Source organism: Halomonas dongshanensis (genome assembly GCF_024790395.1).
Lineage (GTDB): Bacteria > Pseudomonadota > Gammaproteobacteria > Pseudomonadales > Halomonadaceae > Vreelandella > Vreelandella dongshanensis.
In genome coordinates, this window is the sequence record NZ_JAJISC010000003.1 from 196,980 (window position 1) to 211,767 (window position 14,788).

16 protein-coding genes are annotated in these 14,788 nt (G+C 61.5%); 11 read left to right on the forward strand and 5 right to left on the reverse strand.

The annotated features are described in order from the left end of the window. Nucleotides 1–65 precede the first annotated feature (65 nt). From LLY24_RS07665 to uxuA, 4 genes are read left to right on the forward strand one after another with little or no spacing between them, the layout of a single operon-like run. Nucleotides 66–647: a TRAP transporter small permease gene (locus tag LLY24_RS07665; RefSeq protein WP_259035692.1), complete on the forward strand. Its 582-nt coding sequence runs from the start codon at nucleotides 66–68 to the stop codon at nucleotides 645–647. Nucleotides 648–649: 2 nt separating this feature from the next. After that, nucleotides 650–1,933, forward strand: coding sequence for a TRAP transporter large permease (locus LLY24_RS07670; RefSeq protein ID WP_259035693.1), 1,284 nt, complete (start codon nucleotides 650–652; stop codon nucleotides 1,931–1,933). A 2-nt stretch (nucleotides 1,934–1,935) separates the two neighbouring features. Continuing rightward, a complete protein-coding gene (locus LLY24_RS07675) occupies nucleotides 1,936–3,468 on the forward strand; it encodes a mannitol dehydrogenase family protein (protein ID WP_259035694.1) in 1,533 nt (510 codons plus the stop codon). Between the two features lie 23 nt (nucleotides 3,469–3,491). Continuing rightward, on the forward strand, nucleotides 3,492–4,667 hold the full coding sequence (gene uxuA, locus LLY24_RS07680; RefSeq protein ID WP_259035695.1) for a mannonate dehydratase: 1,176 nt from the start codon (nucleotides 3,492–3,494) through the stop codon (nucleotides 4,665–4,667). 81 nt (nucleotides 4,668–4,748) lie between these two features. Here uxuA and LLY24_RS07685 read toward each other — a convergent pair whose 3' ends face one another. From LLY24_RS07685 to LLY24_RS07700, 4 genes are read right to left on the reverse strand one after another with little or no spacing between them, the layout of a single operon-like run. Further along, nucleotides 4,749–5,420, reverse strand: a complete 672-nt coding sequence (locus LLY24_RS07685) for an HAD family hydrolase (protein WP_259035696.1) — start codon at nucleotides 5,418–5,420, stop codon at nucleotides 4,749–4,751. Nucleotides 5,421–5,427: 7 nt separating this feature from the next. Next, nucleotides 5,428–6,408 carry a 2-hydroxyacid dehydrogenase gene (locus LLY24_RS07690; protein ID WP_259035697.1) on the reverse strand — a complete coding sequence of 327 codons (981 nt, stop codon included), beginning with the start codon at nucleotides 6,406–6,408 and terminating at the stop codon, nucleotides 5,428–5,430. 48 nt (nucleotides 6,409–6,456) lie between these two features. After that, a complete protein-coding gene (locus LLY24_RS07695; RefSeq protein ID WP_259035698.1) occupies nucleotides 6,457–7,431 on the reverse strand; it encodes a sugar kinase in 975 nt (324 codons plus the stop codon). 25 nt (nucleotides 7,432–7,456) lie between these two features. Next, a complete protein-coding gene (locus tag LLY24_RS07700; RefSeq protein WP_259035699.1) occupies nucleotides 7,457–8,524 on the reverse strand; it encodes a LacI family DNA-binding transcriptional regulator in 1,068 nt (355 codons plus the stop codon). Between the two features lie 131 nt (nucleotides 8,525–8,655). Here LLY24_RS07700 and LLY24_RS07705 point away from each other — a divergent pair, with 131 nt between their 5' ends. The 3 genes from LLY24_RS07705 (at nucleotide 8,656) to LLY24_RS07715 (ending at nucleotide 11,297) form a co-directional block, all read left to right on the forward strand. Beyond that, nucleotides 8,656–9,486 (forward strand): methyltransferase domain-containing protein, encoded by an 831-nt coding sequence (locus tag LLY24_RS07705; RefSeq protein ID WP_259035700.1) that lies wholly within the window; start codon nucleotides 8,656–8,658, stop codon nucleotides 9,484–9,486. Continuing rightward, nucleotides 9,483–10,481, forward strand: a complete 999-nt coding sequence (locus tag LLY24_RS07710) for a methyltransferase (protein ID WP_259035701.1) — start codon at nucleotides 9,483–9,485, stop codon at nucleotides 10,479–10,481. Before LLY24_RS07705 ends, LLY24_RS07710 begins: the two co-directional genes overlap by 4 nt. An 87-nt stretch (nucleotides 10,482–10,568) precedes the next feature. Further along, nucleotides 10,569–11,297, forward strand: coding sequence for an SIMPL domain-containing protein (locus tag LLY24_RS07715; RefSeq protein ID WP_259035702.1), 729 nt, complete (start codon nucleotides 10,569–10,571; stop codon nucleotides 11,295–11,297). Here the strand turns inward: LLY24_RS07715 and greB are convergent. Further along, nucleotides 11,279–11,815 carry a transcription elongation factor GreB gene (gene greB / locus LLY24_RS07720; RefSeq protein WP_259035703.1) on the reverse strand — a complete coding sequence of 179 codons (537 nt, stop codon included), beginning with the start codon at nucleotides 11,813–11,815 and terminating at the stop codon, nucleotides 11,279–11,281. The two genes, LLY24_RS07715 and greB, sit on opposite strands and share 19 nt — an antisense overlap. A 236-nt stretch (nucleotides 11,816–12,051) precedes the next feature. Here greB and LLY24_RS07725 point away from each other — a divergent pair, with 236 nt between their 5' ends. The 4 genes from LLY24_RS07725 (at nucleotide 12,052) to LLY24_RS07740 (ending at nucleotide 14,682) form a co-directional block, all read left to right on the forward strand. Then, complete coding sequence (locus LLY24_RS07725) at nucleotides 12,052–12,726, forward strand: tetratricopeptide repeat protein (RefSeq protein WP_259035704.1); 675 nt, start codon at nucleotides 12,052–12,054, stop codon at nucleotides 12,724–12,726. A gap of 119 nt (nucleotides 12,727–12,845) precedes the next feature. Beyond that, a complete protein-coding gene (locus LLY24_RS07730) occupies nucleotides 12,846–13,496 on the forward strand; it encodes an NUDIX domain-containing protein (RefSeq protein WP_259035705.1) in 651 nt (216 codons plus the stop codon). A gap of 11 nt (nucleotides 13,497–13,507) precedes the next feature. Beyond that, nucleotides 13,508–13,954: a DUF1249 domain-containing protein gene (locus tag LLY24_RS07735; RefSeq protein ID WP_259035706.1), complete on the forward strand. Its 447-nt coding sequence runs from the start codon at nucleotides 13,508–13,510 to the stop codon at nucleotides 13,952–13,954. Next, the gene (locus tag LLY24_RS07740; RefSeq protein WP_259035707.1) at nucleotides 13,954–14,682 is read left to right on the forward strand and encodes a phosphodiesterase; all 729 of its coding nucleotides are present in this window, start codon (nucleotides 13,954–13,956) and stop codon (nucleotides 14,680–14,682) included. Before LLY24_RS07735 ends, LLY24_RS07740 begins: the two co-directional genes overlap by 1 nt. Nucleotides 14,683–14,788 lie beyond the last annotated feature (106 nt).

A 14,788-nucleotide genomic window follows, 5' to 3' on the forward strand; every position in this document is an offset into this window, starting at 1 on the left:
GCCCACCCGCGTTACTCGGCGGGCGTATGGGCGTCTGCCGAGTGCATGTCTTCGAGGATACGTTGATGGAATCGAATCACAAGGCGTTGGAAGAGCAGGCGCTGGAGAGTCTGGATTCGATGTCGTCGGTGCCGACCCTCAAGGGGCCTATCGGCTTCGTGATCGGGCTGATCGATAGAGTATTCATAACCCTGGCGGTGCTGACCCTGGTGGCCATTGCCTTCACGGTTTTGCTGCAGGTGTGTTCACGGCTGTTTCTGCCTTTCTCCATTTCATGGACCGAGGAGCTCTCGCGCTATCTGTTCATTTATATGGTGGCGTTCTCCGCGGGTGTGGTGCTGCGGCGCCACCGTAACGTCAGCGTCGAGCTTTTCCACCATCTATTAGGGCCACGTGGGAAAGGGGCTTTCCAGGCGTTGATCTGTCTGTGTATCGGCGTATTTGCCGTCATGGTGCTGCCCTACGCCTGGGCCTATGCCCAAAACGGCGCCTGGCAAACCTCGCCAACGCTGCGCGTTCCCATGCTCTACATCTTCTTCTCCACTGTCGTTACCTTCGGGCTTCTGTCGCTCTATAGCGTACTGGGGTGTCTCGAAGGGCTTCTCGCCGTGGTGAAACCCAACGCCTCACCTACCCAGGAGTCCTGAGCATGGAAGTCATCGTGCTGTTCGGCGTTTTCTTGCTGCTGCTCATCGTCGGGGTACCCATCGCTTTTTCGTTGGGGATCGCCTCGCTCGCTTATCTGCTTCTGGAGGGTATTTCGCTTACTATCGTACCCCAGCGTATGTACGCGGGAATCGATACCTTCGTGCTGCTGTGCATCCCCGGCTTCGTTCTTGCCGGTAATCTAATGAACGTGGGCAATATCACCGAACACATCGTGCGCTTCTCCAATGCGCTGCTCGGCCACATTCGTGGCGGGCTAGGGCTTGCCAACGTGGGCGGCTCGATGATCTTCGGCGGTATTTCCGGTACTGCAGTGGCCGATTCGGCCAGTATCGGCTCGGTGATGATTCCTGGTATGGCGCGCTCGGGCTATGACAAGCCCTTTGCCGCCGCCGTCACCGCAGCCTCGTCAACCGTGGGCCCAATCATTCCGCCCAGTGTACCGATGATCATTGCCGGTTCTTTGAGCGGTATTTCGGTAGGCAGGATGTTCCTCGCGGGCGCCATTCCGGGACTTCTGATGGGCTTGGCGATGATGGTGACCGTCTATATTCTGGCGGTGCGTCGTGGCTATCCCAAAGAGAAGCGGGTACCGCTCTTGCAGCTCTTGCGCGAAGCCAAGACGGCCTTCTGGGCGCTACTGATGACCGTAATCATTCTCTACGGCATCATCGGCGGCTTCTTCACGCCTACCGAGGCGTCCATCGTCGCCTGCCTCTATGCTCTCGTGGTGGGCATGTTCGTCTACAAGGGGCTCTCTTGGCGTAAGCTGCCGGGCATTCTAGTCGATACGGTGCTCACGTCGTCGGCGTTATTGTTGATGGTGGGGCTGGCGAACCTGTTCGGCTGGATTCTCACCAGCGAGCAAATCCCCCAGATGATCGCCGCCCTGATTCTCTCCATTAGCGAAAATCCGCTGATCGTCCTGCTGATTCTCAACCTGATTCTGCTTTTCGTCGGCGCCTTCATGGAAACCATCGCCGCGCTGATCATTCTATTTCCCGCACTGGTAGGTGTGGCCACGGGCGTTGGCGTCGATCCGGTGCACTTTGCCGTCATCGCGGTGTTGAATCTGATGATCGGCCTGACTACGCCCCCGGTCGGCGTCTGTCTGTTCGTCGTCGCTGGTATCGGCAAACTGCCGATGCTGACGGTCGCCAGAGCCATCGTTCCCTTCATCCTCTGCAACCTGGCGGTTCTTTTCCTCGTCACCTACGTGCCGGCGCTCTCGCTTTGGCTACCCAATTTACTTATGGGGAGTAATTAAGCATGGCCGAACCACGCGCGTACCAATCATCTATGTCTCAAGCACGTAGGTCTCAAGCACGTATATCCGTAGAGCGTATCGAGGCCGCGCCTGCATCAGGCCAGATCGGTATCGTGCATCTTGGCCTTGGCGCCTTCCATCGCGCGCACCAGGCGGTGTATCTCGAGCGCTACCGCAAGCGCTCAGGAGATACGAGCTGGGCGGTGAGCAGTGCCAACCTACGCACTGGGCTTGCCTTGGTGGATGGGCTGCATGAGGCAGGCCACCGCTATCACGTAGCGGAGTACGCCGACCGTGAAACGCTTACCCTACGCCATGTGGGCGTCATTGAAGAGACGCTGTTTAGCGGTCGTGATGGTCAGCAACAGTGGGGGCGAGACCTCGATCGACTGCTCGCTCGCATGGCCGCCGCTGATACCCGTATCGTGACGCTAACCATCACCGAAAAAGGCTACTTCCTCAACCCCGCCAGCGGCGAGCTTCTGCTCGGCGACCCGATGATCCAGGCCGATATCGCTACGCCGACGCAGCCACGCACGGCGCCAGGGCTTTTAGTCGAGGCGCTGGCCCAGCGCAGGGCGCGCAATACGGCGCCGTTCACGGTGCTCTGCTGCGACAATATGCCCGACAATGGTCAACGCACGCGTCAGGCCGTCATTCAACTGGCGTGTCAGCGCGATGCGTCACTGGCCGAATGGATTGCTGAACAGGTCGCCTTTCCCTGCAGCATGGTCGACCGTATCGTCCCCGCGATGACGCCCGCTGACTTCGAGGCGCTTAAAGCGCTCGGCGTCGAGGATGCCAATGCCGTGGTGTGCGAAGCGTTCTCGCAGTGGGTCGTGGAGGATCACTTCCCGCTGGGTCGCCCGCAGTGGGAAGAGGAGGGCGTGACCATGGTGGCCGATGTCGCGCCTTTTGAGACGATGAAGCTGCGCATGCTCAACGGCAGCCACTCCTTGTTGGCCTATCTGGGCGCGCTTGACGATATCGATACCGTCGTCGACGCCGTCCAGCGCGACGACATTAAGGCGCTGCTGCGTCGCTACATGCGCGATGAGGCCGCGCCCACGCTCGATATGCCCGAAGAGGTGAATCTGAGCGCCTACGCCGACTCGCTCCTGGCTCGCTTTGCCAACGATAGCCTGCGCCACAAACTCCAGCAGATCGCCATGGACGGTAGCCAAAAGCTGCCCCAGCGCTGGCTATCCGCTGCCCAGATCAACCTCGAGGCCGGGCGCGATGCCTCTTGTGCAGCGCTGGGGTTCGCGGCGTGGGTTCGCTACACCGCAGGCCATACCCTGTCGAATCAGCCTTATTCCGTCGATGACCCTATGGCGGCGCACTTCGCCGAGCTGCATCGGCGCTTTGCTCATGATGAATGCGCCCTCATCGAGGCGTTTCTCGCCATTGAGGCCGTCGTGCCCGCCGCCTTGGCGCGCCATGAGGGGTTCAAGGCCTGCGTGCTGGCTTCGTACCAGCGATTAACCCAGCAAGGCCTGGCAGCAGCGCTCAACGAACTCATGCACCGCGCCTAAACAGGCGCTATTAGGATAACGCTATGGAACATACCTGGCGCTGGTTCGGGCCTAGCGACCCCATCCAGCTCGAAGAGATTCGCCAGACCGGTGCCACCGGCATCGTCACCGCGCTGCACGACGTGCCCAACGACCGCGTATGGACGGTACAAGCGATACACGAGCGCAAAGCGATGATCGAGGCCGCCGGGCTTACCTGGTCGATCGTCGAGAGCGTTCCGGTACCCGAAGCGGTGAAGAGAGGGCTTCCCGAGCGCGACGAGTTGATCGCGACCTACTGCCAGACGCTCAAAAACCTGGCGGCCTGCGGCATCGATACCGTCTGCTACAACTTCATGCCGATTCTCGATTGGACGCGGACGGATCTCAGCCATGCGCTGCCCGACGGCGCCCGAGCGCTGCGTTTCGATCAAACCGCCTTCGCTGCGTTCGATCTCTATCTGCTCGCGCGCAGCGGTGCCGAGGCGGAGTATTCGGATGCCGACAAGAGAAAGGCCAAGGAGTATCTCGCTACGCTCGACGAGTCGGGCCGCGCGACGCTCATCGATACACTCATCGCTGGGCTTCCCGGTGCCGAGGAGCACTACACGCTGGTGCAGTTTCGCCAGGCGTTGGAGGGCTATGCCCATATCGATGCCGAGGCGCTGCGCGAAAACCTGGGTTACTTTCTGCGAGCGATCATTCCCGTGGCCGAGGAGGCCGGCATTCGCATGGCGATCCACCCAGACGACCCGCCCCGGCCGCTGCTTGGCTTGCCCCGGGTGGTCTCGACCTTCGATGACGCCCAGTGGGTGATCGACTGCGTGCCCAGTCCGGCCAACGGCATCACCTTCTGCACCGGCTCTTACGGGGTGCGCGAGGATAACGACCTCATCGCTATGGCGCGACATTTCGGCCCGCAGATTCACTTCGCCCACCTACGCTCGACCCAGCGCGAAGCTGACCCGCGCTCGTTCCATGAAGCGCCGCACTTGTCAGGCGATGTGGATATGGTCGGCGTGATTCACGCCCTCGTTACCGAAGAGCGCCGCCGCGAGCGCGAAGGTGGGGCGCGGTTACCGCTGCGACCGGATCACGGCCATCACATTCTCGATGATCGGCAGCGCGCTACCGCCCCAGGCTACCCGCTTTACGGTCGCCTACGTGGGCTTGCCGAACTGCGAGGCGTCGAAACGGCGGTGCGTCAGCTCACGCTGTAGCCAAGAAGCCAGTAAGCTAAGAAGTAGATCAAGAAAGCCCCATCTGATTGCTTCCACAGATGGGGTTTTCTTATATAAATGCTAGCTAAGCGCTGAGAGACTCAGGCGTGCCACGGTATCGACCAATTCGCTGGCATGGCGAATTTCGATGGCGCCTTCCGGCGTTGTCTCCTCGTCGGGGAAGTGGTTGAGGTGAATGACCTGCATGCCGGCGGCAAGGCCCGCTTCGACCCCCACGGCGGCGTCATCGATGACGACGCACGCCTCTGGCGCGAACCCCATGGCGGAAGCGGCCTGAAGGTAGAGCGCTGGATTGGGTTTCCACACGTTGAGCGTGTAGGCGCTAAACAGGTTGTCACCGAAATGATCGCTCAATCCGGTGCTTTCCAGGGCGCAGCGAATCTTGTGCTCTGGGCCATTGGATACCACCGCTTTGGGATGCGCCGCTAGCGCCTGCAAAGCACCGGGCATGCCGGGGATGGGGTTGAGCTGCGCGCGCATACGTTTTTCCATTAGGGCGCGCATCTGGGCTTCTAGCGCCGCGAAGCGCTCCTCCATCCATACGCCGTGACGCTCTTCGAGCAGCTGCACGATGGTGTAGAAGCGGATGCCGCGAAACTCCTCCATGTACTGCTGGGCCGAGAAGGGCAGACCGAACTGCGGAAGCAATTCGGCCATGACGTTCGCCAACAGGATTTCGCTATCGACCAAGGTGCCGTCGTTGTCGAAGAGTAAACAGAGCGGTGATTGCATAAAAGCCCTATTGCTGATTGAGCGCTTCGGCATTGACCGGGCTAATGGGCGGCTGGCCTTGCAAAAAGCGCGTGAGGTTGTCCACCGCGCGTTGGGCCATGGCCAGGCGAGTCTCTGAGGTCGCCGAGCCGATATGCGGCAGCGCGACGACGTTGGGAAGCGCGAGCAGCGGTGAGTCGGCCGGTAGCGGTTCCTGCTCGAAAACGTCCAGGCCCGCGCCGCGAATCGTGCCCGCCTTGAGCGCCTCGATCAGCGCGGCTTCGTCGACCACTTTGCCGCGCGAGATGTTGACCAGAAGAGCGGAGTCCTTCATTTGCGCCAGCTGTTCGGCGCCGATGAGCTTTTCGGTTTTCCTGGTCAACGGCACGGTAAGGCAGACGAAATCGCTTTCGGCCAGCAACTCGTCGAGTTCGCAGCGCGTGGCGCCAAGCTCACGTTCGAGGTCGGGCTTAGGGGACGAGAGGGCGTAGCGCACCTTCATGCCAAAGCCCAGCGCGCCGCGACGGGCAACGGCCGCGCCGATACGGCCAAGCCCGACCATGCCCAAGGTCTTGCCGTGGATGTCGCTACCATAAAGCTCGGGGCCGGGCGATTTCTGCCACTTGCCCGCCTTGACCCACTCCGCCAGCTCGACGACGCGGCGGGCACTGGACATGATCAGCGTGAACGCCAGGTCGGCCGTGGTTTCGGTCAATACGTCGGGGGCGTTGCACAGCAGTACGCCGCGCTTGCTCAAGGCGTCGACATCCATGGTGTCGTAGCCTACCGAGAATAGCGTGACGGCTTTAAGCTTCGGGGCCGCATCGAGGAAGGCATCATCGATGGTGAAGCCAGAGCCAATGATGCCGTGCGCATCGGCAAGCGCTGCTTTTACCTCGGCGTCGTCGGCGTTAAGCGGCTTGCCCAGGTCGATGAGGTGGGCATGGGGTTCGAGTTCCTGGCGCTGCGCTTCGCTGAGCTGTCCGGCGACGATGATGTTCTTTTTCATGCGTTCTCCTGTCGGGCTTTTGTGTAATGACTTTTGTTATCGATGCGTTTAGGCGTTTTCCAGTGCCTGTAAACGCGCGCGAGTGGGCAGGCCTTCCATGTCGCCGACGACCTGAACCGCTTCGGCACCGACCAAGTTGCCACGGCGCAGCGCCTCTTCGGGTGATAGGCCTTCGAGCAGGGCGCTGATGGCCCCCACGGCGAAGCCGTCTCCTGCGCCAACGGTATCGATGATCTGGGCGACCGGCTTACCGGGTACCTCGCAGCTCTCTAATGTAGCGCCTAAACGGCCGCGGTAATAGCTGCCCTCGGGACCCAGCTTGATGATCACCCCTTTGGCACCGCGGGCAAGATACGCATCGGCAATGGCCTCAGGCGACTCTTCCCCGGTCAGTAAGCGTCCCTCGGTAAGGCCGGGGAGCACCCAGTCGGCAAGGCCTGCTAGTTCGTTGAGCGTCTCGCGCATCACGGCTTCGCTTGGCCACAGGGTAGGGCGCAAGTTGGGGTCGAAAGAGACGGTAGCGCCGTGTTCGCGCGCCTGGATCATCAGCTGACGCGTTAGCGCCCGCGCTGAATCCGAAAGCGCCGGGGTGATGCCGGTTGCGTGAAGGTGGCGCAGGGCGGAAAAGTCGATCTGTTCGGCATCGGTTGGTGATAGGGCGCTGGCGGCGCTGCCGCAGCGAAAGTACTCCACGCGTGGGTCAGCGCCATCGCGTGTGCGCTCTTTGAACAAAAGTCCGGTGGGGCGTGCAGGGTCGGTGATGATATAGCGTCCATCCACGCCCTCGTGGATGAGCGCTTGGCGAATGAAGTGGCCAAAGCTGTCTTTACCCACCCGGCTCAGCCAGCCCACGTGGTAGCCCAGGCGCGTCAAACCGATGGCGACGTTGTTGTCGGCGCCGGCAAGTCGGCGCTGAAAGGCTTCGGCCTCGGCCAGTGGCCCCGGTGCTTCGGCGATGAACATCGCCATGGCTTCGCCGAAGGTGAGAATCTCAGGACTGCTGTTACGCGCTGCGTGCGACATAGAGGCTCCAATCAAAAGGCTTCAATCAAATGCGTTGGGTGCTGCCCCGAGCGATCAGCGTAGGGCGGTGGCGATACTGGAAAGCAAGGTCGAGCGGCATTAGCCGGTTGAGCAGGCAGGCCGCCGCCGCCTGGCCGATAGCCTCCGTGGGCTGGGCTAGGGTAGTGATGCCTGGCCCCACGAGCGCGCACCAGGGCATATCGTCGATGCCCATAAAGCCGACGGGCCCCATGGTGAGGCCGAGCGCGCGGAACGCATGGGCGACAGCGAGGGTGACGTTGCCATTGGCCGCGAGTACGGCGCAGGGTGTTGCCGAATGGCGGGCAACGAATGCCTCTATGGCGACTTCGAGCGTGGGCTCTGCATCCTTGCCTGCAATGACGCTGCTGGCGGCCATCGCAAGCATTTGGCTGCGCGCCTCGAAGCGTTCGAGCCGGGCGCGGCGCGAGCTTGCCCGTTCGGGCGCTTCGCCCACGTAGAGCACGGCACGGTAGCCCTTGGCATGCAGGTGGTCGAGCGCCATATCGATGGCGCCTTCGTCGTCCAGGCCAATGACATCGAGCTCCGGCAGGCCAAGATCACGATCGAGCAGCACTAGCGGCAGAGCGCGATCGCGAAGGGGGGCGAGCTGGCGCTCGGGAAGGCCCGTGGCGTTGAGAATAACGCCTTCGACGCGGTAGGCATCCAAGGCATCGAGCAGGTCTTGCTCGCGGGCATCGTCGTTGTCGGTATTGGCGACGATCAGGGCATAGCCGTGCTGGCGGCAGAGCATTTCAGCGCCGTGCATCACGGCCACGGAGTAGGGGTTGCGAATATCGGCCACCAGCAGGCCCAAGAGTCGCGAGCCACTGCCTTTAAGGCTGCGCGCCATGAGGTTGGGGCGGTAGTCGAGCGCGGCTGCCGCACCTTCGATACGTGCCTGCAATGTGGGCGAGAGCTTATCGCGCTCGGGGCCAAAAAAGCGTGAAACGCTGGTCTTCGAGGTGCCCGCCAGACGGGCAACTTCGATTAGGGTGGCGCGTGTGGGTGGGGTGAAAACCATGGGCAGTACGGTATACGCTAGCAAATGGGAACGTTCCCATAATCTAGTCATTGGATGACCTCACGACAATAGGGCCAAGGTCGAAAAGGTGAAGACGAGCGTGATCGGCACTCGGTGTGACGCCAGCGCTATGGAGTGCGATACACTAGGGCACTTCGTTTCTACGCCGATACCGTCTCTGTATGCGCCCCCATGCTACGCCTTCCCACTACGAACTGACCGCCGCCGGTGATCGCTATTTCGATGGCCTGGCCGAGAAGTTCTCGCGCTCGCTCTACCAGGCGCCCCGAGGCGAGCTTCGGCTTGCCATGCTCGACTACTTGCTCCCGCAAATGCTGGCGCTCCATGATCAGCCGGTGCTCGACATCGGCGGTGGGCTAGGGCAGCTCTCTGCTTGGTTTGCTCGACGCGGCAATGCCGTGACGCTGGCCGAACCCTCCGGCGATATGCTCGAACATGCGCGCGGCTGGCATGCCGATGAGTGCGGGCAAGGGGCATGGCCGTGCGAGCGTATTACTTACCTGCCGCTTGCGCTGCAAGCGCTTCCAGCGGCAGTTTCCGGCCCCTGGCAGCTAATTACCTGCCACGCGGTGCTCGAATGGCTGGGTGACCCGCGTGCGGCGCTGCATACGCTGGCAAGCCTGCTGGCACCGGGCGGCCAGCTTAGCCTCATGGTGTTCAATCGCGACGCGCTGCGTTTTTCCAACGTGGTCAAAGGCAATCTAGAAAAGGCCCTCGATGACCGGCTCGAAGGCAAGGGCCGACGCCAGCGGTTAACGCCCATTTCGCCGCTGACGCATGAGAACATCGTTGCCTGGAGCGGTGAGGCGGGGCTTGTCATCGACGCAGTGGCGGGTATCCGCATCTTTCAAGACTACCTGCGCACCCCCACGAAAGAGGGCGCGCGCGACACCCTGCTCGCCCTGGAAAAGCAGTATTGCCGTACCGAGCCGCATTGGCGCTTGGGGCGCTACCTTCTTTATACCCTGACCAAACCCGAGGCCGATGCATGAGTGCCCAGACGCCCGCCTGCCAGCTTCTCGAGCGCTACTACGGTGAGCGATCGACGCTGTTGCCCATCGTCCCGCCCCAAGACGACTGGTTGATCGCCCGTTCGATGGCCATGATCAGCGATAACGTGGCGCTGCGCGCGCTGTGGCAAGCGCAAGGTCGTGCTGCTTTTAGTCCCTTCGACAGCGCCATCGCGCTTCCCGATTCGCTGGCCGCGCCTATCGTTCTCTTCTGGCCGAAGGCCCATCAGTTGGGCGCCTGGTGGCTCGACTGGCTCTGCCATCTGCTGCCCGAGGGCAGCGCTATCGAGATCGTGGGCGAGCACCAAGGCGGCATCAAACGCGTGCCCAAGCTGCTCGAGGCGCGCAATATGGCCTGTGACAAACTCGACAACGCTCGACGCTGTTCACTGTTCGCTACCCGCAGCGTAAAAGGCGACGCCCCTGACGCCGCCTGGACGAACTTTAGCGCCGAAGGATTGATGTTGGTTAGCCATCCAGGAGTGTTCGGCCATGGCAAGCTCGACGACGGCACGCGGCTTCTGCTCGCTACTCTCGAAGAGCGCCTTCCGGCATCGCCACAGCGGGTGCTCGATATGGGCTGCGGTGACGGCATTATCAGCGCTTGGCTTGCGACCCGTGGTCATCATGTCAGTGCGGTCGATGTCAGCGCCTTTGCCGTCAGCGCCTGCCGCCGCACCCTTGATGCCAACGCCTGCGAGGGGCGCGTGGTCGAGAGCGACGTCTACTCGGCGCTAGCGGGCGAGCGCTTCGATCTCATCGTCAGCAACCCGCCGTTTCATCAAGAGCGCGACATTACCTATGGGCCCAGCGCTCGGCTGATCGAGCAGGCCCGTGACCACTTGACGCCCCGAGGCCAGCTCGTTCTGGTAGCGAACGCCTTTTTGCCCTACTCGGATCTGCTCGACCGCGCTTTCGGGGGCTTCGAGGTGCTAGCGGATGATCGGCGGTTCAAGGTTTATCGCGCAGCACGCTAATTTTTGTTGGCGGTAGCCGCGTATTTGTCCTGCGGCGCTGTCTAAGTGCCGCTATCAATCGATTCGCTTAGCGTAAGGAGCAAGGAGATGGCGGTGAATACACGCGGTATCGTGGTGTTGACGAGTGCGGTGGCGCTGGGCGGGCTGCTTGCCCTGGGCCTTGGCTGGGGAGGTAGCTATCTAAAAGGGGCGGCCGAGGTGTGGCAGCAGTCGTCGCGTAGCGTGACCGTACGCGGGCTTGCCGAGCGTGAGGTGGCGGCGGACTTGGTGATGTGGCCGCTCAATTACGCGGTGAGCGCCAATACGCTGACCGACCTGGAGCAGCAGCTCTCCGACAGCGAACGCCTGGTGCGCGATTTTCTCACCGAACGTGGCTTCGATATGAGTGACGTGAGCGTAACGCCCCCGCGGATCACCGATCAATACGCCAACACCTACGGCGGCGAACGCCCGGACGAGCGCTTTCGCGCCGAGGCGACGCTGGTGCTGCGTACCGACCGCGTCGCAGACGTGATCGACGCCGTGCCCCAGGCAACTGCGCTGGTGCGCGAGGGGGTGCTACTGTCGCCCACTTATGAGTACCGCACCGAGTTCCTGTTCACCGGCCTTGATGCCATCAAACCCGAGATGATCGCTCAGGCCACGGCGGATGCCCGCAGCGCCGCCCAGCAGTTCGCCGAAGATTCGGGCAGCGTGGTAGGCGGCATTAAAAATGCCACCCAAGGTTACTTCTCCATCGATGATCTCGATAGCTACACGCCCCAAACCAAACGGGTGCGGGTGGTCACTACCGTGGACTACGCGCTGGAAGAGTAGCGAACCTCCAGGATGCAGTAAGTTTTTTCACCGGACGGGGTGGCCACGGCCACCTCGTCGTCCTCTTCCTTACCCAAAAGCGCCTTGGCCATGGGCGTATCGATGCTGATCCAGCGCTTTTGCGGGTTGATCTCGTCGTGCCCGACGATGCGGATATCCAGCGTCTCGCCATCGTCGTCTTCGAGGCTTACGTAGGCGCCGAAAAACACCTTATGGGTATCGGCAGGTAGGCGATCAATGACCTGTAGTTCATCCAAACGCTTGGTCAGGTAGCGGATCCGGGCGATGACGCGGTTGAGCTCCTTCTTGTTGTAGGTGTAATCGGCGTTTTCACTGCGGTCACCCAGGGCGGCGGCTTCGCCTACTTTGGTCGAAAGCGCTGGCCTTTTGACTCGGGAGAGATGGTCGAGAATGCCGCGCAGGCGTGCAGCGCCCTCGGCGGTAATCAGGTTGCTTTTGGGCGCCTGGCGCGGGTCCTTGGCCGGGTCGCGCCAGCGGGTCATGTTACGGCCTTTCATGGTACTTGCCTTCTGTGCTTATCCATCGCGATGTTAGCCATTGCGGTCATCCCTTGGTCGTAATGCGCGCAACGTCATGGCGAATGATTCAAACGTTCGTTACATTTGAAGGGGGTAGTTGCTGATGACAGCTTTTCAATGACAGTTTTCCAACAACGGCTTTTTAATAACAGCCTTTCCATAACAGCTTTCTAAGAACGACTTTTGGGTGACAACAATAATCCAAGGAGCACGCAATGTATCCATCTCTTTCTCCCAAGCGCACGTGGTCTTTTGGCCGAGCGCTGCATGTCACGACAGGCGCGGTGGCGTTGAGCGTGGCGCTATTGGTGTCGGCGCCGGTGGCGGCTTTCGAAAGCGAGCTGTTCTCGCTCAAAAATCGCTGGGAGCACACCGTGACTCAGATGCCCGCCAACCAGCGTCAGGCTACGCTCGAAACGCTTGCTGCAGAAGCCAAGGCGTTGGCCGAAGCCGATCCCAGCCAAGCGGATGTGCTGGTGTGGCAGGGCATCATCCTCGCCTCCTACGCCCGTGAGCGCGGCGGGCTTGGCGCATTGGGTACGGCGGGTGACGCGCGCGACGTGCTCGAACGCGCCATCGAGCTTGATCCCGATGGCGCCAACGGCTCGGCCTACGTCACCCTCGGGGCACTCTACGATCGCGCGCCGGGGCGGCCGCTTGGGTTTGGCAACAGCACCACCGCCGAGCGTATGTTTCAGCGCGCGCTAGCCATTCGTCCGAACGGCATCGATGTCAATTTCTACTACGCGGCGTTTTTGAACGAAGAGGGCAATACCCAGGCAGCGCGCGAGCACGCTCAGCGTGCGGTGGCTGGTACGCCACGCCAGGGGCGTGAAGCCTCCGACGAGGCGCTGCGCGGCGAGGCACAGGCGCTGCTCGATTCGCTCTGACGCCTTCAGGCGTTCTCTCACGTGGCTATCTCTTACGTGGCCATCTCTTACGAGCCTAAAGTGGCAATCCCCATGGTGAGCATTGATAATGGAGCAATCATCATCATGGGGAGTGGCGCATGTCTGGACTGAAGGCGCTCGAATTAGGGCCACAAGACGTCGACCTGCAAAAACGCGAAACCCTTTATCAGGGTTTTTTTCGTATGGAGGCGCTGGAACTGCGTCATCGGCTGTTCGAGGGTGGCTGGAGCACGGTGATGCGCCGTGAGCTACACTGCCGCCACGACGCCGTCGGCGTGCTGCTCTACGACCCGGCGCGCGATACGCTGGTGTTGGTCGAGCAGTTTCGTGCCGGGGCCATCGACGATCCGCGCTCGCCCTGGAAACTCGAACTGGTCGCGGGGCTGGTTGATAAGGCGGAGACGCTGGAAGCGGTGGTCCGTCGCGAAGCGCTAGAGGAGGCGGGGTGCGAAGTAGGTGAGTTGATGCGTCTGCACTCCTACTACCCAAGCCCCGGTGCCTGCAACGAGCGGGTAACGCTCTTTTGCGGGCTGGTGGATACCCATGGCCTTGGCGGCATTCACGGCCTGGAGGAGGAGCACGAAGACATTCGCGTCCACGTAGTGAGCTTTCGCCACGCCTGGGAACTCCTCGAACAGGGGCGACTCGACAATGCCATGTGTTTGATTGCCATGCACTGGCTGGCGGGCCAGCGCGCCTCTCTGCGTGCCGCTTCGCACCGCGCCCTGGCGCAACCCGAACCCGATTAAGGAGGCACCTCATGGCTAGAGCGGCCTACGTAACCGATCTCAAATCGCTGCAGGGCGAGTGCAGTGCCAACTATCTACGCCTGCTACGTCTGATCGGCGACATGGAAGCGGGGCAGGCGCGCGACATCGCCCTGAGCGCCAATACGCACCACTTCGGCGACCTTCACCTCGAGGTGCTCGAAACGGCACCCTACACCACCATGGTGCAGGTATCGCAAACCGGGCCACTGGATGACTTCATGGCGGGCCCGAGGATGCGCGTGCATCTTTATCACGACGTGCGTATGGCGGAAGTGACCGACTTTCAGCGTGAGCGCCATTTCAATGGCCGCTACCGCTATCCCAATGCGCGAATGCACCAGCCCGACGAGAAACTCCAACTCAACCGTTTTCTCGGTGAGTGGTTGGCCCACGCGCTGGCCCACGGTCACAGCTATGACTTGCCAGAGGTACGCTGATGCGCCTGATTCAGCTCACCGATGCCCACCTACACGCCGATATCCATGCGCGCTCGCGCAGCGGTATTCCCTGGCGCCAGTTCACCGCAGTCATCGAGGCAGTGGCCGCCGAACAGCCGGATATCGTCGTGGTTAGCGGGGACATCAGTCAGGACGAGAGTGAGGGCTCATACGCGCGGGCAGTCGAAGCGCTCAATGAGCTGCGCTGCCCTTGGTTTTGGCTACCTGGCAATCATGATGACGTCGAGCTGATGGCCGATGCGCATCCGCTTCTCAACGAGGTGGATATCGATATCGGCCGCATCGTGCTGCTGAATACGCAGGTGCCAGGAAAGCCTCACGGCAAGCTTGGCAGCGACCGGCTCGAGGCGCTCGCCAATACGCTTGCCGCTGACGAGCGCCCGGTCATCGTCGTCATGCATCACCCGCCGGTGGACGTCGGCGCTGCCTGGATGGACGCTATTGGGCTCGAAGATCGCGAGGCCTTTTGGGAGGTGGTCGGTACTTTTGCTCACGTCAACATGGTGCTCTTCGGTCACGCTCACCAGGCGTTTGCTACGACCTACCCAACGGCGGCTGGCACGGTCGAGGTCTACGGCTGCCCGGCGACGTCCGATCAGTTCATGCCCGGCGCGCCCACGTTTAGCGTCGACCAAGCCTCTCGTCCTGGCTATCGGGTCATCGACATTCAAGCTGGCGAGTGGCTCACCTGGATAGAGCGCGTATAGACGTGAGCGCAAGGCACGCGATGACAGCAAATAGTTAATAAAGATATAAAAAGATAGTTATTAATTCTTTTGGGTTATTACCTCTTCAGCGTTACCCTACCTCATT